The organism is Variovorax sp. OK212 (genome assembly GCF_900112425.1).
In the GTDB taxonomy this organism is placed as follows: Bacteria; Pseudomonadota; Gammaproteobacteria; order Burkholderiales; family Burkholderiaceae_C; genus Variovorax.
Genome location: NZ_FOLP01000008.1, coordinates 16377 through 36013, shown reverse-complemented (window position 1 = coordinate 36013; position 19637 = coordinate 16377). Strand labels below are relative to the sequence as shown.

24 protein-coding genes are annotated in these 19637 nt (G+C 68.9%); 10 read left to right on the top strand and 14 right to left on the bottom strand.

The genetic code is table 11. From position 1 onward, the window contains the following. Positions 1-12: 12 nt before the first annotated feature. Genes BM004_RS22605 through BM004_RS22590 form a run of 4 tightly spaced genes read right to left on the bottom strand, consistent with a single transcriptional unit; the run spans position 13 to position 2665 of the window. On the bottom strand, positions 13-798 hold the full coding sequence (locus tag BM004_RS22605; protein WP_093130193.1) for an ABC transporter ATP-binding protein: 786 nt from the start codon (positions 796-798) through the stop codon (positions 13-15). Further along, on the bottom strand, positions 795-1586 hold the full coding sequence (locus tag BM004_RS22600) for an alpha/beta fold hydrolase (RefSeq protein WP_093216936.1): 792 nt from the start codon (positions 1584-1586) through the stop codon (positions 795-797). The genes BM004_RS22605 and BM004_RS22600 overlap by 4 nt, the downstream gene beginning before the upstream one ends. After that, positions 1583-2035: a VOC family protein gene (locus BM004_RS22595; protein ID WP_143072479.1), complete on the bottom strand. Its 453-nt coding sequence runs from the start codon at positions 2033-2035 to the stop codon at positions 1583-1585. Before BM004_RS22595 ends, BM004_RS22600 begins: the two co-directional genes overlap by 4 nt. Before the next feature lie 12 nt (positions 2036-2047). After that, complete coding sequence (locus BM004_RS22590; protein WP_093216930.1) at positions 2048-2665, bottom strand: hypothetical protein; 618 nt, start codon at positions 2663-2665, stop codon at positions 2048-2050. A gap of 73 nt (positions 2666-2738) precedes the next feature. Between BM004_RS22590 and BM004_RS22585 the strand changes: the two genes are divergently transcribed. The 8 genes from BM004_RS22585 (at position 2739) to BM004_RS22550 (ending at position 11463) form a co-directional block, all read left to right on the top strand. Further along, positions 2739-3728: a LysR family transcriptional regulator gene (locus tag BM004_RS22585; RefSeq protein WP_093130197.1), complete on the top strand. Its 990-nt coding sequence runs from the start codon at positions 2739-2741 to the stop codon at positions 3726-3728. A gap of 67 nt (positions 3729-3795) precedes the next feature. Next, positions 3796-4626 (top strand): urease accessory protein UreD, encoded by an 831-nt coding sequence (locus BM004_RS22580; RefSeq protein WP_093216928.1) that lies wholly within the window; start codon positions 3796-3798, stop codon positions 4624-4626. Positions 4627-4733: 107 nt separating this feature from the next. After that, positions 4734-5636: an iron-containing redox enzyme family protein gene (locus tag BM004_RS22575; RefSeq protein WP_093216925.1), complete on the top strand. Its 903-nt coding sequence runs from the start codon at positions 4734-4736 to the stop codon at positions 5634-5636. Beyond that, entirely contained in the window at positions 5630-6595 is a 966-nt protein-coding gene (locus BM004_RS22570) for a methyltransferase (RefSeq protein WP_093216923.1), read from the top strand. The genes BM004_RS22575 and BM004_RS22570 overlap by 7 nt, the downstream gene beginning before the upstream one ends. Next, a complete protein-coding gene (locus BM004_RS22565; RefSeq protein WP_093216920.1) occupies positions 6595-7698 on the top strand; it encodes a hypothetical protein in 1104 nt (367 codons plus the stop codon). The genes BM004_RS22570 and BM004_RS22565 overlap by 1 nt, the downstream gene beginning before the upstream one ends. A gap of 11 nt (positions 7699-7709) precedes the next feature. After that, positions 7710-8525 (top strand): GNAT family N-acetyltransferase, encoded by an 816-nt coding sequence (locus tag BM004_RS22560; protein ID WP_256219996.1) that lies wholly within the window; start codon positions 7710-7712, stop codon positions 8523-8525. Then, positions 8522-9787 carry a lysophospholipid transporter LplT gene (gene lplT / locus BM004_RS22555; RefSeq protein WP_093216919.1) on the top strand — a complete coding sequence of 422 codons (1266 nt, stop codon included), beginning with the start codon at positions 8522-8524 and terminating at the stop codon, positions 9785-9787. The genes BM004_RS22560 and lplT overlap by 4 nt, the downstream gene beginning before the upstream one ends. 128 nt (positions 9788-9915) lie before the next feature. After that, positions 9916-11463, top strand: a complete 1548-nt coding sequence (locus tag BM004_RS22550; protein ID WP_256219995.1) for a GGDEF domain-containing protein — start codon at positions 9916-9918, stop codon at positions 11461-11463. Positions 11464-11684: 221 nt separating this feature from the next. Here the strand turns inward: BM004_RS22550 and BM004_RS22545 are convergent, their stop codons facing one another. After that, positions 11685-12053 carry a hypothetical protein gene (locus BM004_RS22545; protein WP_143072478.1) on the bottom strand — a complete coding sequence of 123 codons (369 nt, stop codon included), beginning with the start codon at positions 12051-12053 and terminating at the stop codon, positions 11685-11687. Between the two features lie 133 nt (positions 12054-12186). Further along, a complete protein-coding gene (locus BM004_RS40750) occupies positions 12187-12492 on the bottom strand; it encodes a hypothetical protein (RefSeq protein ID WP_143072477.1) in 306 nt (101 codons plus the stop codon). A 340-nt stretch (positions 12493-12832) separates the two neighbouring features. On the opposite strand from BM004_RS40750, the gene BM004_RS22540 reads away from it, so the two are divergent. After that, positions 12833-13171 (top strand): hypothetical protein, encoded by a 339-nt coding sequence (locus BM004_RS22540; RefSeq protein ID WP_093334553.1) that lies wholly within the window; start codon positions 12833-12835, stop codon positions 13169-13171. 176 nt (positions 13172-13347) lie between these two features. Here the strand turns inward: BM004_RS22540 and BM004_RS22535 are convergent, their stop codons facing one another. The 7 genes from BM004_RS22535 to BM004_RS22505 form a co-directional block, all read right to left on the bottom strand. After that, positions 13348-13638: a DUF1330 domain-containing protein gene (locus tag BM004_RS22535; protein ID WP_093216909.1), complete on the bottom strand. Its 291-nt coding sequence runs from the start codon at positions 13636-13638 to the stop codon at positions 13348-13350. Between the two features lie 254 nt (positions 13639-13892). Beyond that, positions 13893-14210 (bottom strand): toxin-antitoxin system YwqK family antitoxin, encoded by a 318-nt coding sequence (locus tag BM004_RS22530; RefSeq protein ID WP_093217396.1) that lies wholly within the window; start codon positions 14208-14210, stop codon positions 13893-13895. 33 nt (positions 14211-14243) lie between these two features. Next, positions 14244-14708 (bottom strand): GNAT family N-acetyltransferase, encoded by a 465-nt coding sequence (locus BM004_RS22525; RefSeq protein ID WP_093216906.1) that lies wholly within the window; start codon positions 14706-14708, stop codon positions 14244-14246. 88 nt (positions 14709-14796) lie between these two features. After that, entirely contained in the window at positions 14797-15981 is a 1185-nt protein-coding gene (locus BM004_RS22520) for an MFS transporter (protein ID WP_256219994.1), read from the bottom strand. Between the two features lie 367 nt (positions 15982-16348). Continuing rightward, positions 16349-16726 carry a DUF4345 domain-containing protein gene (locus BM004_RS22515; RefSeq protein WP_093130209.1) on the bottom strand — a complete coding sequence of 126 codons (378 nt, stop codon included), beginning with the start codon at positions 16724-16726 and terminating at the stop codon, positions 16349-16351. Positions 16727-16784: 58 nt separating this feature from the next. Further along, a complete protein-coding gene (locus tag BM004_RS22510) occupies positions 16785-17492 on the bottom strand; it encodes an MOSC domain-containing protein (RefSeq protein WP_093216904.1) in 708 nt (235 codons plus the stop codon). Positions 17493-17529: 37 nt separating this feature from the next. Beyond that, positions 17530-18075, bottom strand: coding sequence for a carboxymuconolactone decarboxylase family protein (locus BM004_RS22505; RefSeq protein ID WP_093216901.1), 546 nt, complete (start codon positions 18073-18075; stop codon positions 17530-17532). Between the two features lie 94 nt (positions 18076-18169). Between BM004_RS22505 and BM004_RS22500 the strand changes: the two genes are divergently transcribed. Continuing rightward, positions 18170-19033, top strand: coding sequence for an AraC family transcriptional regulator (locus BM004_RS22500; protein ID WP_093216899.1), 864 nt, complete (start codon positions 18170-18172; stop codon positions 19031-19033). A gap of 36 nt (positions 19034-19069) precedes the next feature. On the opposite strand, the gene BM004_RS22495 is transcribed toward BM004_RS22500, so the two are convergent. After that, entirely contained in the window at positions 19070-19513 is a 444-nt protein-coding gene (locus BM004_RS22495) for a cupin domain-containing protein (RefSeq protein ID WP_093217391.1), read from the bottom strand. Between the last annotated feature and the right edge of the window lie 124 nt (positions 19514-19637).

The following is a 19637-nucleotide window of genomic DNA, read 5'->3' as shown; positions in this document are numbered from 1 at the left end:
GGGAGCGCCCTTTCAGTCAAACGAGGCAGCGTGCGAAAAGCGCTCGCGGATCGAGGCGGAGGCCGACGCGAAGCGGGGGTGCGACATCGCGTCCATGGTGCGGGGGCGCGGCAGGTCGATGGGCAGCACCCGCTCCAGCGTGCCGGGGCGCGGCGACATCACGAACACCTTGTCGCCCAGGAACACGGCCTCGGGAATGGAGTGCGTGATCAGCACCACGGTCTTGCCGCTTTCCATCCAGATGCGTTGCAGCTCGAGGTTCATCCGCTCGCGCGTCATGGCATCGAGCGCGCCGAAGGGCTCGTCCATCAGCAGGATCTTCGGGTCGTGCAGCAGTGCCCGCGCGATGGAGGCGCGCTGCTGCATGCCGCCGCTGAGCTGGCGCGGCAGCTTGTGTTCGAAGCCTTCGAGCCGGACCATCTGCAGCAGCTGCATGGCGCGGTCGCGGGCCTTCTTCCTGTCCAGGCCCAGCACCTCCGCCGGCAGCATCACGTTCTCCAGGATGGTGCGCCACGGCAGCAGGATGGAACTCTGGAACACCACCCCCACGTCGCGGCGCGTGCCGCGGATGGGCTGGCCGTCGAGCATCACCGTGCCCATGCTGTAGTCGAGAAGCCCGGCCAGGATGCGCAGCAGCGTGCTCTTGCCACAGCCGCTCGGCCCGACGATGGTGACGAAGCTGCCCTGCGCGATGGTGCAGTCGATGTCCTTGAGCGCGAGCACGCCGTCGGTGCCGCCTCCGAAGTTCTTGGACAGGCCCTCGATGCGGATGTAGTCGGGGCGCAGGGGTGCGTTCATGCGTCGGCTCCTGTGGGCTTCAAGAAATGAACCATGTGCCGGGCGAGGGCCTCGGGCGCCTGCATCGCCGTCACGTGGCCCACCGCGGGCAGCAGCACGGCGTCGGCATTGCGGATGCGGGCCGCCATGGCAAGGGTCACGCTCGGCGGCACCACGCGATCGAGTTCGCCGGCCAGCAGCAGCGTGGGCGCCACGATGTCGGCCACGCCGCTGTCGAGCGCGGTCTGGACGGTGGCGGCGCGGCGCGCGGACCGTGGCGACGCGGGCCGCGCGTTGGCGAAGAAGCGCCGCAACTCGGGCCGCTGCGCCAGGAAAGCCTCGGGGAAGAACCATGTCGCCAGCTCTTCGGCGGTGCCGGGAAGGCCGCGCCGAACCTCGGCCAGGCGACGTGCGTCGGGGCAGAGTTCTTCCAGCGGCCTCGGCAGCGGCCAGGTGCTGCCCAGCACCAGGTGATCGACGGCACGCGGATGCATCAGGGCCAGCGCCTGCGCCACCCGTCCCCCGAAGGACGACCCGAACACATGCGCGCGCCTGAAGCCCAGTCCGCCGATCAGCCGCTGCGCATCGTTCGCGAGGTCCGACAGCGTGCTGGCCTGTTCCGGTGCTTCGGTTTCGCCGCAGTCGCGCTGGTCGTAGGTGATGACGGTGAAGTGGCTCGCCAGGTGCGGCACCAGCGCCGCGAACATCTGCCGCGTGGCTTCCGCGCCGTGCATGAGCACCAGCGGCGGGCCTTCGCCGGCCCGGTCGAAGGCGATGCGCACCTCGCCGGCCTGCAGGAATTCGGTCATGGCGCGCTGCCTTCCACGCCCTCTTCCAAACCTTCTTCCATGCTCTGTCCCACACCTTCTTCCTGGTCCAGCCAGAAAGTCATCTCGATCTTCAGTCCGCGCGGGTCATGCAAGAACAGCTGCTGGATGTCCCAGCCGGGAATCGGCGCCTCGCTGAAGGGCACGCCCAGCTCGCGCAGGTGCGCGCGCATCTCCCGCAGCCCGTGCGAACGGAACGAGATGTGGTCGACATGCCCGGTGACCGGCTGCACGGGCGCGTCCGGCGTCGACAGGTGCGCGAACAGGTGCACGATCGGCTGGCCTTCGGCATAGAGCCAGGCGCCCGGCGCGGGAATCTCGGGCCGCCGCCCGGCCTCCAGGCGCAGCACGCGGGTGTAGAAGTCCAGCAGCGGCGGCAGCTCTTGCGGCGCGCAGCGGATGGTGAAGTGATGCAAGGCGGTTACGGGCATGGAAGTACTCCTTCAGCGCACTCGCGCATCCATGGCGGAAATGCCGGAAATACCGGAAATGGCGAGGATCGCGGGGATCGCGGCGATGGCGGGAACGGCAGGCAAACCCGTGAACCGGTAGGAAAGCCCGGGCATGGCCGGCACCCAGCGCGCGGCTGCGAGCGCCAGCAGCCGAATGCCGAGGACCTCGCCCGGCAGCCAGCGGTCGCGGGTGCCGAAGACATTGAAGGTCGCGTAGCACAGCGTGCCCTGCATGAGCGGCACATTGATCACGCTGCGCAAGCCCATCGCACGCATCTGCTCGAAGTCGTCGAAGTGCTGCGCGAGCACCTGCTCTCCTTCGCCGATGAAGGCGCGCCCCTCGACAAAGAGGCATTCGGTCCATGGCGTCCGTGTCTTGCGCTTGGCGCCGTTGACCGGAAAGCTCTCGGCCTCCGACGAATGGAAACGGCGCAGGAGCACCTCGCCCGCCGCATCGCGCGCGGTCGTCACGTTCTGCTGGATGCTGAAGATCGACTGCGGTGCGATCCTGCGCCGCAGCGCATCGATCGCCGCCATTCCCTCCCCCGGCGTGGCGCAGGCCGCGAGGAGGTCCAGATCGAGGTCATTGATGTTGCACGGCGATGTCATGAAGAAAGTCTAGGCCGGTCAATTCAAGAAAAGCACCTATAAACTGATGCACCGATAACCCTGGAGTTATGGCTTGTCTTCCTTCCGCGATCCCGCCGAGGTGCTGCACCAGGCGCTTTTGTCCCGCTTGAAGCTGCGGCAACTTGCGTTGCTGCAACGCATCGACCGGCATCGAACGCTGGGCAGGGTCGCCGCCGAGATGCGCGTGAGCCAACCCGCGGTGACCAAGGCGCTCAAGGAGGTCGAGGAGATCTTCGGCAGCGCGATCTTCCAGCGGACCAGTCGCGGCCTGGTTCCCACGCCCAGCGGCGAGGCGGTGCTGGCCTATGCGAAGCGCGGCCTGGCGGAACTGGAAGCGACCGCCCAGGTGCTGTCGTCGTACGAAGCAGGCCGTGGCGGCCGGGTGCGCATCGGGCTCACGCAGCAGGTGCCGCAGAAGTTCATCTCTGCCCTGCTCGACCACCTGCTGCACCGCACGCCACGCGTCGCGGCGATGGTGCGCGAAGGCACCACCGACGAGCTGGTGGGACTGCTGCTCGCGGGGGAGCTGGACTGCGCCATCGGCCGCTCCTACGACGGCGACGCCACCGGCCTCGTGCAGGAGGCGTTCTACGAGCAGGAGCCCTGCCTCGTGGTGTCCGCCAAGAGCGCCAGGAGACTGTCGCGCGGCCCGCTGGACTGGGCCGGCCTGGCCAGGCTCGACTGGATACTTCCGCCGCTGAACACGCCGATGCGGCGCACCTACAACGCCGTCTTCGTCGGCGCGGGCGTGCAGCCGCCCGTGCCCATGCTGGAGTCCACCTCCATCAGGACCCTGGAGACCGCCCTGCGCGACGAGCCCAATGCCATCTCCATTCTTTCGCGCGACGTCGTGGACGACATGGAGGCCAAGGGCCATTGGCGAGCCCTGCCTTACCGGCTGGGGTGGAACCTTCCACCGGTGAGCTTCCTCACCACCAGCGCCATGCAGGGCAGCCTCATGGTCCGGGAACTGAAAGACGTGGTGGTGAAGGCGGCGGCCGAGATGAAGAAGCAGAGATCGTCGGTGCGCACCGCCTCGTAAGCAAGCCCCGTATGCCCCCCGGACGCGCCGGGTGCGTCCCTCATACGCCCCATGCGAGACTCGCCGCATGCCCTGGCACGCCCGTCTCCATCTCTCCTACCAAAACGAAGCCGCCCGCACCGTCGCCCGCTTTCGCCACGACGGCCCGCTGCGCATCCTGCAAAGCCTCTACCCCGAGGGCGACACCGTCTGCCACAACGTGCTGGTGCACCCGCCCGGCGGCCTGGTGGGCGGCGACACGCTGGACATCGACATCGAGGCCGCCGACGGCAGCCACGGCCTCATCACCACGCCCGGTGCCTCGCGCTTCTACCGTTCCGAAGGCGAGCTCGCGCTGCAGCGCACGCGCATCCGGCTCGCGGCCGGCGCGCGGCTCGAATGGCTGCCGCTGGAGGCCATCTGCTACAGCGGCTGCCAGGCGGAGAACCGCCTCGCGATCGAGGTCGCGCCCGGCGCCGAGCTGATCGGCTGGGACGTGACCGCGCTCGGCCTGCCCAACGCCAACCAGCCCTTCGAACGGGGTACCTACCTGCAGCACATCGAGGTACCCGGCCTGTGGCTGGAGCGCGGGCGCATCGACGCGGCCGACCACCGGCTGCTGCAAAGCCCCATCGGCCTGGGCGGCCACCGCTGCATGGCCTCGCTGTTCTTCGTGGCGGGCTCGCCGGTGGCCCGCGCGCGGCGCGACGCGCTGCTCGCGCATGCGCGCACGCTGCTCGAGGCGAGCCCCCTGTTCGACAACGCCGGCGCCACCAGCCCGCATGCCGAGGTGGTGGTGCTGCGCGTGCTCGCGCCCGTGGTCGAGCCCGCGATGCAGCTGCTGCGGCAGGTGTGGCAGGCATGGCGCAGCGAGCTCTGGCAGCTGCCCGCGGCCACTCCGCGGATCTGGGCGACCTGAGCGCCCTCCCCCCGGAGCGGGGAGCGAATTTGTAGCCGCTGTCTGACGGACAGCCGCTGCGCAAAGGCGCACGCTGCCCTTTTGCCCAGCGGTGACAAGGACCGGCCATGCCTGCTCAGAAGACCCCGGAGACGAACACCTCACTTCATCGGCGGCTGGCCCGTTTCAATGCCGAGCGGCTGAAGCTCGGCATTCCTTCGCCCCGATGGCAGGACGAACTCGCGCGCGAACACGAATACCGGCTGCTGGAAGGCCGCTTCCTCGAAGACCTGCGCGCCACGGTGCAGGTGACGGCCGCGGGCTCGGCCGGCAATGCAGACCACTTCGTGAGCTGGTTCGCGCAGCTCGCGCACACCGGCCCGGGCCAGAACCACGCGCTGTTCGACCGGCTGGCGCAGGAGGCCACGCTGCCGCAGATGCGCTGGTTCCTCACGCAGGAGGCCGCGGGCGAGGCGGGCTTCGAAGACCTGCTGGCCTACACCCAGGTCAAGCTGCCGCCCCGGCCCAAGCTCGAGTGCGCGCGCAACTTCTGGGACGAGATGGGCCACGGCAAGCAAAGCGCCATGCACGGCCAGATGCTCGAGCACATGGTGGGCGAACTGGGGCTGCGTCCGTCGATCGACACCACCGTGTGGGAGTCGCTGGCGCTCGCCAACACCATGGTCGGCCTGGCCACCACGCGGCGCTACGGCTACCACGCCGTCGGCGCGCTCGGCGTCATCGAGCTCACCGCGCCGGGGCGCGTGAAGCAGGTGGCGGCGGGCATGCGGCGCCTGGGCCTGAGCGGGCGGGCGCGCGCCTATTTCGACCTGCACGCGGCGCTCGACGTGTCGCACGCGCGCGCATGGCTGCGCGAAGTGATCCACCCGCTGGTGGCGGCCGACCCGGCCTGCGGCCAGTTCATTGCCGAGGGCGCGCTCATGCGGCTGGTGTGCGGCGAGCGCTGCTTCGCGCGCTACGGCGCGCACCTCGACGAAGCCCTGCACGCCGAGGAGGTCGCCGCATGCTGAACGCGGCCGGCCTGCTGCGCCAGGTGGCGGCCACGGGCTACCGTTTCACGACCGTCACGCCGCTCACGCACCAGCGCGTGCTGGCCCGCCGCGGGCGCGAGCCGGGCGCCACGCTGCGGGACATCTTCGGCTGGAACCTGCCGTTCGAGGCGCGCACCGTGCCGCCGGAACTGCTGGCCGCGATGGAGCATGCCGGCGTCGTCGCGCGCACCGGCTCGCTGCTGCGCAGCACCGTGCGCATCGCCAGCCTGGGGGACGACCTGTTCCTTCACTCGGCGTACCCGACGGTGGAGGAGAACGCCGTGTTCTTCGGCCCCGACACCAGCCGCTTCGCGCGCTTCATCGGGCATGCGCTGGCGCCACGCCACACGCAGCACGCACGCAAGCCACAGCAGCCGCCGCTGCGCGTGCTCGACGTGGGCTGCGGCAGCGGCGCGGGCGGCATCGCCGTGGCGCGCGCGCTGGCGGCCATGGGCATCGTGGCCACGGTGGTCATGAACGACATCAACCCGCTCGCGCTGCAGTACACCGCCGCCAACGCCGAAGTGGCCGGCGTGCCCGTGACGCTGGCGCAGGGCGATGCGCTGTCGGCGGTCGACGGTGCGTTCGACCTCATCGTGTCGAACCCGCCGTACCTCGACGACGCCGCGCAGCGCGCCTACCGCCACGGCGGCACGCGGCTCGGGCGGGCGCTGAGCGCGCGCATCGCGGCCGATTCGCTGAAACGGCTGGCGCCGGGCGGGCAGCTGCTGCTGTACACGGGCGTGGCCATGGTCGACGGCGAAGACCCGTTCCTGGCCGAGATGCGCCCGCTGCTGGCCGCCTCGGGCACGGACTGGTCGTACACCGAGATCGACCCCGACGTGTTCGGCGAGGAGCTGGAGCGGCCCGTGTACGCGCACATCGACCGCATCGCCGCCGTGGGCCTTGTCGCCACGCAGGCACCGGAGGCCGCCTGATGGCCGCCCGGCTCGGCGCGGCCGACCTTGGCGTGGACACCGGCCGGCTGGCCGAGGTGCGCGCATGCAGCGTGCTCGAGCGCATGCCCAAGTGGCTCATCTGCGTGCCGCTGGTGGTGCAGTGGCTGTGGCTGTCGCTGCGCTACGGCGGGCCCACGGTGCCTTCGGCGGCCAACCCGCACCTGACCTCGGGCGGGCTCGTGGGCGAAGGCAAGCTCGAATACTTCCGCGGCATGGGGCCGCTGGCGCGCTCGGTCACGGCCGCGCATTGCGCGGTGTTCAACGACGGTGCGGCCACGCCGGCTTCGCTGCAGCAAGCCATGGCCGGCAGCGGCCTCGCGTTCCCGGTGGTCGCGAAGCCCGACCTGGGCCTGTGCGGCTACGGCGTGCGCCTGCTGCACGGCATGGGCGAACTGCAGGCGTACCTGGCGGCGTTCCCCACCGGCGAGACCGTGGTGCTGCAGCGCTACCTGCCGCAGGAGGGCGAGGCCGGCATCTTCTATGCGCGCGACCCGGCCACGGGCGAGGGCCGCATCATCGGGCTGGCGCTGCGCTACTTTCCGCGCGTGACGGGCGACGGGCGCAGCACCGTGGCCGAACTCGTGGCGGGCGACGTGCGCGCCCGGCGCATCGGGCGCTCGCCGCGCCACCAGTGCAGCGTGCCGCCCGACAGCGTGCCCGCGGCCGGCCAGCAGGTGCGGCTGGCCACCATCGGCTCCACGCGCGTGGGCGGGCTGTACCGCGACGGCGTGGCGCTCATCACGCCGGAGCTGGTGCGCGCCATCGATGCCGTGGCGCGCGACATGCCCGAGTTTCATTTCGGCCGCTTCGACGTGCGCTACGACAGCCTGCGCGAACTGGGCGCGGGGCGCGGGTTCACCATCATGGAGATCAACGGCGCGGGCTCCGAGGCCATCGAGGCCTGGGACCCCGACACCGGCGTGGTGCAGGGCTTTCGCATGGTCTTCGCCAAGCAGCGGCTGCTGTTCGCCATTGGCGCGGCGCAGCGCAAGGCCGGCGTGCGGCCCATCGGCCTGCTGGCGCTCGCGCGGCTCAACCGGCGGCAGAACCGCCTGGTCGACCGCTATCCCCCTTCCAACTGAAGAGCCACCGCATGAAAGAGCGCATGCCCATGGGCACAACGACCACCGCCTTCGCCTTCACGCCCGCCCCCGTGCTGGAAACGCGCTGGGCCGACTGCGAGGAAGACCTGCGCGACGCCCAGCGCCTGCGCTACCGCGTCTTCGCGCAGGAGATGGGTGCCAGCCTGTCGCCGCCCGAAGGCACGCCGCCCGGCCTCGACGCCGACCGCTTCGACGCCTTCTGCGACCACCTGCTGGTGCGCGCGGTGGACCCGGTGAACGGCCCCGGCCCGCTCATCGGCACCTACCGCGTGCTCACGCCCGAGGCGGCGCGCCGCGCGGGCGGCTTCTACACCGACACCGAGTTCGACCTGGCACCGCTCGCGCCGCTGCGCGGCAGTGCGCTGGAGCTGGGCCGCTCGTGCGTGGACGCGCAATGGCGCTCGGGCAGCGTCATCATGGCGCTGTGGACCGCGCTGGGCCAGTACATGGTCGAGCACCGGCTGGACACCATGATCGGCTGCGCCAGCATCGGCCTGGACGACCAGGGCCTGAGCGCCGCGCGGCTGTGGCACCGGCTGTGCCGCACCCACCTGGTCGAGCAGCGCTGGCGCGTCGAGCCCCGCATCGCGCTGCCGCTGGACACCGACCCCGACGCAGATGCCGACAGCGACGCCGCACCCCCGGCGCCGCCGCCGCTCATCAAGGGCTACCTGCGCTGCGGCGCGCGCCTGCTCGGCCCGCCGGCGCTCGACGTCGCCTTCAACACGGCCGACCTGCCGCTGATGCTGCGGCTGGACGACGTTGCCCCGCGCTACCGCCAGCACTTCTTCGGCGTGGCGGCGTGAAGCCTCTGGCGCGGCCGCCTGCTCCGCCTGCACCGCCTGTACCGCTTTCAACGCGGGCACAGCCGGCACAGCATTCAAGGCGCGCGCTGCGCGCGGTCGTCTCCGCCCAGTTCTTCAGCTCGCTGGCCGACAACGCCCTGCTGATCGTCGCCATCGGCCTGCTCGCGCAGCGCCACGCGCCCGGCTGGATGACGCCCGCGCTGCGCCTGTTCTTCTACCTGTCGTACGTGCTGCTGGCCGCCTTCGCGGGCGCCGTGGCCGACGCCGCGCCCAAGGGCCGCGTGCTGATGGCCACCAACCTCGTGAAGCTGGGCGGCTGCGCGCTGCTGCTGTGGCACGTGCAGCCGCTGGTGGCCTATGCGCTGGTCGGGCTGGGCGCGGCGGCGTACTCGCCGGCCAAGTACGGCATCCTGCCCGAGCTGCTGCCGCAGGACCAGCTGGTCAGGGCCAACGGCTGGGTGGAGGCGAGCACGGTGCTGTCGATCCTGTTCGGCGTGGCGCTGGGCAGCACGCTGGTCGACAGCGCCCTGGGCCTGCACGCCATCGGCGCGGTGTACCTGCTGGCCGCCGCCTGCACCCTGGCCATTCCGCACAGCCCGGCGCGCGACCGCGCGGCCCTGGCGCATCCGGTGGCGCTGCTGCGCGGCTTCTGGCGCTCGCTGGGGCTGCTGTGGGCCGATGCCGATGCGCGCATCTCGCTGGCCGTCACCAGCCTGTTCTGGGCCGCGTCGGCCACGCTGCAGTTCCTGGTGCTTCGCTGGGCGGCCGAGCGGCTGGGGCTGCCGCTGTCGCAGGGCGCGCTGCTGCAGATTGCCGTGGCCATCGGCATGGTGGCCGGCGCCATCGGCGCGTCGCGCTGGTTTCCGCTGGAACGCGCCAGGCGCGCCTTGCCGCTGGGCGTGGCGCTGGGCGCCGCGGTGATGGCCATGACGCTGGTCACCCGGCCCGCCGTGGCCGCCGCGATGCTGGTGCTGATCGGCGCGCTGGCTGGCCTGCTGCTGGTGCCGATGAACGCCCTGCTGCAAAGCCGTGGGCTGCAGCGCATGCACCCGGGCCAGTCGATCGCGGTGCAGAACGCCAACGAGAGCCTGGCCTCGCTGGCGATGCTGGCGGTGTACGGCGCCCTGCTCTACCTGGACGCGCCGCTGCTGCCCACGCTTGCGGGTTTCGGCGCTTTCCTGGTGCTGGCCATGGGCGCCATCTTCGTCTGGTCGCGCCGGCAGCGGCCCGCGCGCGAGGGCCTGGCCGCACACAACGGGTAGTACCGCGGTTTGCACATCGGGCGGTTGGGATACAGTCCCGCACCACCGCTTCACGACTTGCCGCCAGAGTGAACTTCAGAAAATCTGCCAACAGTCTGGTTGTTCGCCTGCTCGCAATGGGCCTGCTGATGGCGATTTTTGGAACCGCCGTCAGCTACATCCAGCTCAGCCGCTTCCTGCGGCAGGACCTGACCCAGTCGGTGGCGACCCAGCAGAAGGCCCTGGCCGACTACGTGGCCCGCGACGTCGACAACTACCTCGGCGAACGGCTGTCGTTCCTGCAGCGCCTGGCCGTCACCCTGCCGCCCGAACTGCTGGCCCGCCCCGAGCAGCTGCACGCCTGGCTGGCGGAGCGCGGCACGCTGAACGCCATGTTCCCGCTCGGCCTGGCGGTCGCCGACGCCGCCGGCCGGCGGCTCGACGGCGAGGGGCAACTCGCAGCGCAGAGTCCGGAATTCGCCAGCGCGCTGCAGGGAAAGCCCGCGCTGGGCGTTCCGCGGGCCGCCGCGGTGTCCCGGCATTCGGTGCTGCCCATGACCACCCCGGTGCGCGACGCCGCGGGCAAGGTGGCCGCCGTGCTGGTCGGCACCGCGGACCTCACGGCCGACGGCTTCCTCGACCACCTGCAGACCGGGCGCGTGGGCCAGGCCGGCGGCATTCTGGTGGTGTCGCCGCGCGACCGGCTCTTCGTTGCCTCGACGGACGTGTCGATGTCGCTCACGCCGACCCCGCCCGACGGCGTGAACCTGCTGCACGACCGCGCCATGGCGGGCTACCGCGGCAGCGGCACCACGCGCAACGCCAAGGGCATCGACGAGATCTCGGCCATCGCCTCGGTGCCGACCAGCGGGTGGTTCGTGGTGGCGCGGCTGCCCGTGTCGGAAGCGCTGGCGCCGGTGGCGCGCATGCAGACCTTCATCCTGCAGCAGCGCGCGCCCGCGGTGGCTGCCGTGCTCGTCCTGATCGGCTTCATCATGGCCTGGCTGCTGCGGCCCTTGCTGCGCGCCGCCAACCAGGCCGACCGCATGACCCGCGGCGAGCTCGGGCTGGCGCCGCTGCGCGTGGTGCGCGACGACGAGATCGGCCACCTCACGCAGGCCTTCAACCGCCTGCTGGCCAAGCTGGTCGACAACCAGGCCGCGCTGGCCCGGCTGGCCCACCACGACAGCCTGACCGGCCTGCCCAACCGCAAGCTGCTGGACGACCGGCTCCAGCAGGCGCTGGTGCGCGCCAAGCGGCACGGCCACCAGGTGGCGGTGCTGTACCTCGACCTCGACGGGTTCAAGGCGCTCAACGACACGCTCGGCCACGAGGCGGGCGACGAGGCCCTGGAAGAAGTCGCACGCCGCCTGCTCGGCCTGGTGCGCCAGACCGACACCGTGGCGCGCATCGGCGGCGACGAGTTCGTGCTGCTGGCCGCCGATTTCGAAGACTCCGCCGAGCGGGCCGCGTTGATCCTGGCGCAACGCTGCATCGACGCGATTGCGCTGCCGCTGCGGCTGAGGGGGTCCGAGACGGTGATGGGGGTGTCGATCGGCATCGCCGTGGGCTGCGGGGACGAAACGCCGCAGGACCTGCTGTCCGCGGCGGACAAGGCGATGTACCAGGCGAAGCAGAGAGGGCGGGGGCGCTCTGTGGTGGCGGGTGCGGTGACTGGGGTGGTGCAGCAGGCCTGAGGACTGTGGGGGGGGCGGCTGGGCTGCGGATCAGGTTGGGAGTGGCTTGGGCTTGGGGGTTGCTATGGGGAAGGCTGCTGTGCGCGCCATTCCAGACATCGGCCTCATCCGAAAGCGTTCACTCGATCGAAGATCGGGCACGGGCGCACTGCGGTCTTTCATCCTCGTGGATTCAGGGCGTCAAAACGGCCGCTTACGGCGTGTCTTTGCTCAGGGGAGCGCTACCTAAGATTTGACGAAATTCCAACGTCTTCGGGTACATGCTCAAAAGCAAATGCCACATCTAGCTTTAGTGCCGCGAATCTGACGAACGTTTCTGAGCCAATCTGTTCCGAGTATCTCGGATCGGTACTTTTTATTTCTACATTGATGCCCGAGAGAGATTTGTCTAGTCCAAGCATCATCTCGGCGTACGGCTCCAGAATGTCGAGAAGGGACTTCAAAACAAAATCGATTGGCTCGTCACATTTCGGGCTATCGATGAAGATATAGCTGTATGGCCCGAACTTGCTCAAAGGCTCCTTGGCTCGTTGAATTCTCATCGGCGTGCCGGATAGCAGCTCTTCGTAATCCTCAATCTGGCCGGGCATGCAACACAGCCAGAAGTGTGCGCGGCGAGCAAGCATAGATGGCCTTTTGTGAAATTATTTTGACCCGACGCACCGCTCTAACGAAGTCCATTCGCAACGACCGGCTCTGGCCGAGAGTCGTCCCGCTAGAAAACTAGTCATCAAGCGGCGCGCACTTGCTGCGAATCCAGGGTGAGTGAACGTTGGCCCGCTCTGCTTCCCACTCGGGAGCTAAATCAAGCAATGCGTCAAGGGCAGGGTCGCTGTCGAGCAGGTGTCCCATCCCGACGACTCTGTATTCAGACGCATTGTCGGCATGCTCCCCGCCGCAAACAAAGCACCAGCTCCCACCCTCCCTCGCTACAAGGAGGACCGGCTTCACGTTGTCGAAAACGTGAATGCAGACATAGGATTTTTGGCCGCGTTGCATTTTTTGAGCGCCGGTACTGACGGTGTTCAACTCTGGTTTCTGTCTTGCGGTGTGTTGCCGCCCGTGTCGAGCGACGGTTGTGGCCGGATTTTTCCATCGGCCGCGCGCTGATGCCGCCAGCGGCTGAGGTAGAGCGTTTCCTGACCGCATTCAGCCTCGGCCGCGAGGGACTGCTTGTGGCCCGGTCCGGCTCGCTGATGTCGAGCGCACATGCGCCCGGTCGCGATCATTCGACTCCCCGAGAATAGTCGCGGTCAAGTACGCTTTTCGCCGCTCGAAGACATACCTTCAAGCTTGCCCCACGCTCAAATCATTGCGAAATCATCGACGTCCGCGACCCCGCATTGCATGGAGAAATTACGATTCGATGATGCCTACTCCAGACTTGCAGCCTGATGTCGCGCCCTCCGACCGAATTTCTATCGGCATGTTGATGGGCGGCCTTTTCCTGCCACTCGCCGCAGCAGGCATTGGTCCCGGCACGGGATCGCAAGCGTTCTGCGTGGTCGCTTTGCTGTGCTGGCTCTTGTTGCCTGTGTGGTACCCCTTTTTTGCGATAAAGACGGGCGTCATCGGTGGCAGGCATAGAGTCTTCAAACGGCACGAGCCCTTCAAATTCTGGCTGGGACTTGCGACCTATGAGGCGCTCCTGCTGACGCTGAGCTTTTGCATTGCATCGGTTTTGTACTCATCCCTGGAACGAACCTGATCCGTCCCCGACTTGTGGTCGGATTCTGTAGCGGTAGCGGCGACGGTCCGCTCCTCTCCGAATTGCCGCTCCCGCGAGAGACCGCTTGTAGCGGCGGATTCAACCCGTCGATGCAACACGCCGAGAACTGCACAGGCAGCAGGATCGTCGGCATGAAGCAAAGACCTCGGCGCTGCTCACACCCCTTCGACGATCCGCAGATCCCGTTCGGCACCGTCGCCAAGTGCGGCCAACGCGGCCTGGTAGTCGGGGCTGTCGTGAACGGATTTCGCATGCTCGACGCTGTCGAATTCGATCAGCACGGTGCGCTGGGCCAGTCCGAATTCATACACCTCGACCGGAAGCCCCCGCGCCAGAAAGCGTCCGCCTCCTGCGGTGATGGCCGGCCCGGCCAGTTTTGCGTAGGCCGCAAGTTTGTCTGCGTCTTTGACCGCACGGTACGCACTGACCCAGTAGGCTTTTGCCATGGTGATTTCTTTCAGGTTGGGGAACGAACAAAGAGATAGCGTTGGCCCGAGAACAGACAGAGGTGCCATCGAGTGGGCGCTTGTGGACAGATTCTGCCGGACCGAGCGAACGGCTGCTTGTGGCTGCAAATGCCTTTTGAAGCTCAGCGCGGCCCGAACATGGCGTCCGACCGCAATGCGCACTTGAGGCCTTTCAAGACTTCAGCACCTTCGTGAACGAGGCCGTGCTCGAAGACGCCATCCGGTCGCGGCCGTCATGCGTCGCAGTTGGTGCCCGGCCCTTCGGTACCGTCCGGATTCCAGAACCGCCACAGGCCGACCCCGCTACCTTCGTGATAACGGCCCTCGGCCGCAAGCGTGCCGTCCGGATGGAAATCGCGCCAAGGCCCGTGCTCCTTGCCGTCGACGCAATGCCCTTCGGAGACCGGCGTGCCGTTCTCGTCGTACGCAACGAAGAGACCATGGCGAACCCATCGGGTCTTGTCGGCCGACATCACTCGCGCGTAACGGAACCTGATCGCGCCAGACTCGCAGAGGATCCCTGCAATGTCGAGGTCGGCAGGGCTGTTCATGCTTGCCTGGACCGTTGCGGGCCAGCCCACGGCTCAGCCACCTTCAGTCCTCGCGACGGGAGGCTTCGCAACAAAGGCCTGCTTGCCGTTGCGGTCGAAGCCGGCCGATTCATAGAACTGGAAGGTCGCATCGTCTTTCCTGCCGGTCAGCAGCATGACCTTGTAGCAGCCTTGGGACCACGCAAAGGACAGCGCCTCGGCCAGCGCGGCCTGGCCGTATCCCCGCTTGCGGTGGTCGGCACGTGTCACGACGTTCTCGATCACGCCATACGCTCTGCAGCCGCGGGTGAGGTTGGGAATCACGGTGACGGTGCAGCTCGAGACAAGACTCCCGGCCACGTAGACGCCGAAGTACCTGCAGCGCGGGTTCTGCACCAACTCGCGCCACACGGCCTCGACGATCCCGGGGTCCGGCAAAGGGTCGTCGGACTCGTGGAGATGCCGGTACAGGGCCATAAGGCTGTCCAGTTCCGATGGGTCGATTTGACGGACTTCCACGCATCCTCCTTGGGGTTCGGCCTGCAAACGCTCTCGAACGCCCCCTGCAAGGGGCGCCTGGCCGAATGTAGCCGCAGGTTGTCGTTGCTCACACCCGTCGGTCCAGCGAGACGACCACGAGCGCCGCGCCCAAACCCAGCGAGGCCGATGCGAGCATCACGCAGAGCAGTGCGTGCGTGCTGCTCGCTTCCGCCAGGAAAAGCCCGGCGACCGAGGCGATCAAGGCGGCACCGCCGATCGTGAGCGATGCCGCCAGGCCCGCGGCGGTGCCGGCCAGGTCGGGCCGGACCGACATCGCACCCGCGTTCGCGCCGGGCAAGGTCAGGCCGTTGCCCACGCCGATGAACACGCACGGCCCGAAGAACGCCAGCACGTGCCCGACCTCGAACACCGACAGCAGCAGGCCCGCCAGCAGCCCGGCGCATGTCAACAGCCGGCCGGCGAGCACGGTCGTGCTCAGCGGATGGCGGGCGGCGTACCGGCTGGCCAGGCGGCTTCCGACGATGAAGCCCGCGGGCACCACGCCCATGAGCAAGCCGAGCTTCGCGCTCGAACCTTCGAGCAGCGGGCCGGCCGCCGATGCCGCGCCGCCCAGGAAGACATAGAGCGTTCCCGTCGAAAACGCCATGCAGACCACGTAGCCGCCGAAGCGTGCCGAGCGCAGCAGGTCGCCGTAGCCGCGCAGGTAGCTTGCCAGCGGGCGGGCGGCCGTCTTGACCGGTGCCTTCAGGTCGGCGGCGGCCAGGGCCAGCACGGCCGCGCCGAAGACCGCGAAGGCCACGAAGTTCGCGCGCCAGCCGAAGAGCTGGTCGAGCATGCCGCCGAACGCCGGGCCGACCATGGGGGCGAGCGCCCACGCGGAGGCGACGTAGCCGATCTTGCTCGCGGCTTCGCGCTCGCCCGAGGTCTCCTTGATGACCGCCAGCGAGACCGAGTAGCCCGCCGCGATCACGGCCTGCATGAAGCGGAAGAAGAGAAAGACGCCGATCGAGGGCGCGAGCGCGCAGCCGATGGACGCCACGACGAAGATCGACACGGCCGCCAGCACCACAAGGCGGCGCCCGTACCGGTCCGACAGCGGCCCGGCAACGAGCTGGGTCAGCGCCGCGACCACCGCGAAGCCGGCGACCGAGAGGTTCACCAACGCGAAGTCGGCGCCAAAAGCCCGCGCGATGTGGGGCAGCGACGGCGCGAACATGTTGACCGGCAAGACCGCCACGGCCGACAGAAAGATCAGGGTTGCCAGGCGCGGGGCCGTGCTGGAAGCGTTCATGAAGTCGCCTTGTACGTCGCGCGGCGCCATGCCGCTCGACCTGTCCACCCGCGACCCCGGTCCTTCGACCAGGGCGCGGCCCATTCAAGTTTCAGGCTTGGGTGGATGAGGCCGTTGATGACGGCGAGTTCGGCCCCCACAGGCCGAGGCTGCGCAGGTTCGCTGCGTCACTTCGGCAAGCACGCCTCGGCAGCCGCTCCCTGGCGATCCTGTTGCGCGATCGGCGGGGGCACATTCGCATCAGGCGGCGACGCGAGTGTTTCGAATGCGCCCTTCCCGCGCATCGCGGTCAAGGTCGCAGCTTCTTCTGGCTGTGCGCGAGAGCATAGTGGCTGCCCCTCCCGCCGTAAAGCCGAGGCATCGGCCGCTACCGGATGCGGTGCGCCACCCACTGGGCCCAGACGATGATCACGGGGAACACCAGCTCCGAGGCCAGGTAGGCCAGCCACACGCCGCCGGGCTCCGGCAGCCCGACCTTGGCCATGGAAACCAGCCGCCCCACCGCGGCCATGAAGACCGCGAACGCGATCAGGTAGACGAGGGTGCCCTGCTGGCGGATGGTGAGCGCCGCCCACAGGCTGATGACCCCCGTCGACAGGTAGACGCCGCCCATGAAGCGGTGCACGTTGTCCAGCCTGGGCGTGGTCTCGGGCTGCCCCATGAACAGTTGGAGCGTGCCGCCGAACAAGGCGATGGCGGCAACGACGAAGAGACAGACTTGCACGATGCGCTGGCTGGCGGGCATGGGCGTACCTCTTGGGGGGCTGATGAACGCCGCGATTGTGCCCCTGCAAGCTGACAGCTCAGGTGTCTTTCGAAGGCGCACGCAGCCGCGGCTCCCAGTCTTCGACGTGCCCGGCGGCCACCCGCTTGCCGAAGGTGCGGCGCCAGCGCTCGGCCAATGCGGGCAACTCGGCGGCAGCCGCCCACTCGGGCGCGAAGCGTTCGTCGCGCGCGAACAGCAGGGCGATGAGGCGCGACAACGGCCACTGCGGGTGCGCCCGGTCGACCAGCGCCGCCTGCGCGCCGCCGCGCACCCAGCCGGGTTCGAGCGTGCGGTAGTACCAGCCCGTGCAGCCGCGCGATTGCATCTCGCGCGCCATGCCGGGCTCGCCGAAGCGAACGTCGAGCTTCCAGCAGGGCTGCCGGCCCTGCGAGACCTGCACCAGCGCATCGCCGAGGCGCACCACGTCGCCGATGCACACGTTCGATTCGTCCCAGCCCGTCGTGGAAACGTTCTCGCCGAAGGCGCCCGGGCTTCCGAGCAGATCGGCGCGGCGGCTCCACGAGGCCCAGCTTGCGTAGTGCTCGCGCGGGTAGTGGTGCACGGCCTTTTCGGGGCCGCCGTGAATGCGCGGGTCGGCCTGCGCATCGCCCTGCAGGCCGGTGGCGGACAGCCACAGCGCGCCTTCAGCGGGCGACTTGTGGATGCCGCTCGCCGAGCGGCCGTCGGGCAGCAAGCCGACCTGCCCCACCAGCAGCGCGTCGATGGTGGTGGCTTGCACCGTCATTCGAGTTGCGCCAGCCAGGCCGTCGGCAAGGTCTTCGTCATGCCGCCGCGCGCAGCTTGACCGACGGGAAATCGACCGGCACCTCGAACGCGACGTTCACATAGTTGGTGAACAGGTTCAAGGCCACGTGCGCCAGGATCTCGACGATGTGGCGGTCGTCGAAGCCCGCGGCGCGCAGCGCCTGCACGTCGGCTGCGTCGACCTGGCCGCGTTGGTCGACGACCTTCAGCGCAAAGCGCAATGCCGCCGCGGTCTGCGGGTTCGCCGATTCGCCCGCCTGCGCCGCGGCCATGTCGGCGGCGGACACGCCGGCCTTGCGGCCCAGCGCAGTGTGCGCGGCCAGGCAGTAGTGGCAGGCGTTGCGGTCGGCCACGGCCACGGCGATCTGCTCGCCGAGCTGCGCCGGGATCACGCCGCCGCCCAGCGCGCCGAACGCGCCCCACAGGCTCTTGAGCGCGGCCGGCGAGTGGGCGACGGCGCGGAACATGTTGGGCGTGGCGCCGAAGGCGCCGTGGATCTCGGACAGCAGTGCCTTGGCTTCGCCGTTGGCAGCGGCGTCGGTCACGAGGGGAATGCGAGTCATGGTGTTCCTTTGAAATGAAGTGGTGGGAACAAGTGTCTTTGCATCGGTCGTATGATTTGGCTCGTTTTATCCAGATAACGTACCTTTTCGTCCAATGCCGCCCCGCACGCCGCCCATCGACAGGCTTTCCTCGCTGCTCGAGCGCTTTCATGTCCGGGCGCATCTGTTCCATGCCGGCCCCTTGTGCGGCACCACGCGCTTCGAGGCGAAGGAGGGGCGCGGCTTCCTGCATGTGCTGCGCCGCGGCGAGATGGTCGTCACGCATTCGTCGCGCGCCGGCGTGCCGCGCAAGCTCGTGGTGAAGGAGCCGAGCCTGCTTTTCTATCCGCGCCCGCTGGCGCACAACTTTCACAACGCGCCGACGGAAGGCTCGGATTTCGTCTGCGCCACGCTCGACTTCGACGGCGGCGACGCGCACCCGCTGGCACGTGCGCTGCCTGCGCTGATCCGCCTTCCGCTGCACGCGGTGGAAGGCCTCGAGCAGTCGCTGTCATTGCTCTTCGCCGAGACCACGCGGGTGCTATGCGGGCACCGGCTGCTGGCCGACCGGATGTTCGAGGTGGTGCTGATCCAGCTGCTGCGCTGGCTGCTCGACCATCCGCAGGAAAGCGAGTTGCCGGCCGGCCTGCTGACCGGCCTCGGCGACCCGCAACTGGCGCGCGTGCTGGTCGCCATGCACGAGCGCCCGGGCGAGCCGTGGACGCTGGAGCAGATGGCGCAACAGGCCGGCCTGTCGCGCAGCGCGTTCGCCCAGCGCTTCAAGGCGGTGGTCGGCGCCACGCCGGCGGACTACCTGGCGAACTGGCGCCTGACCATCGCGCAGGCCGAGCTCAGGAAGGGCGCATCGGTGAAGACCATCGCACAGGCGCTCGGCTATGCCAATGCGTCGGCGTTGTCGCGCCTGTTCACGCAGAAGGTCGGCGTGTCCGCGCGTGAATGGCTTGCGGCCCGGCAGTGACCGGCCTTTGCTTCGCCTCGGTACGCAGGCTGAAGCTCACGACTCGACGGTGACCCCGTTGCGCGCGAGCACCGCCAGCAGCCGGGGAATGTCGGGCGGGCCCGCCGGAATCTCGTGGTCGACGGCGGCGAACATTTCCGACGCGAGGGCACCCTGGCCCGTGATCTCGAGCATCTGCCCGCCGCCCTTGCCGTACTGGAAGCCATGCACCGTGCCGCGCGGCACATGCACGAGCGTGCCCGGCTGGCACATGTGGGCCTTGCCGTCGCAGAGAAACGTGATCTGGCCGCCAAGCACGTAGAAAGCCTCGTCCCAGTCGTGGCTGTGCGGCGGCGGGCCCGTGCCCTCGTCGCCGCGCTGCAGGGTGATGCCGAAGCTCTGCGTCGTCGCGTTCGACGCCAGCACGGTCACCTGCGTACCGACCACGTTCAGAGGACTGTCGCGCCGCTCGGGCGTCAGGACAAAGTACGGAATCGTCATGTTCCATGCCTCCAGGGCGGGGAGCGCGATTCTGCGCGCCACCATCGGGGGGCACAAGCCGCCTGACTTCGGGTGACTGCCATGCACAATCTGTCGCATGTCGTCCCAGAGCCACTACGGTCAT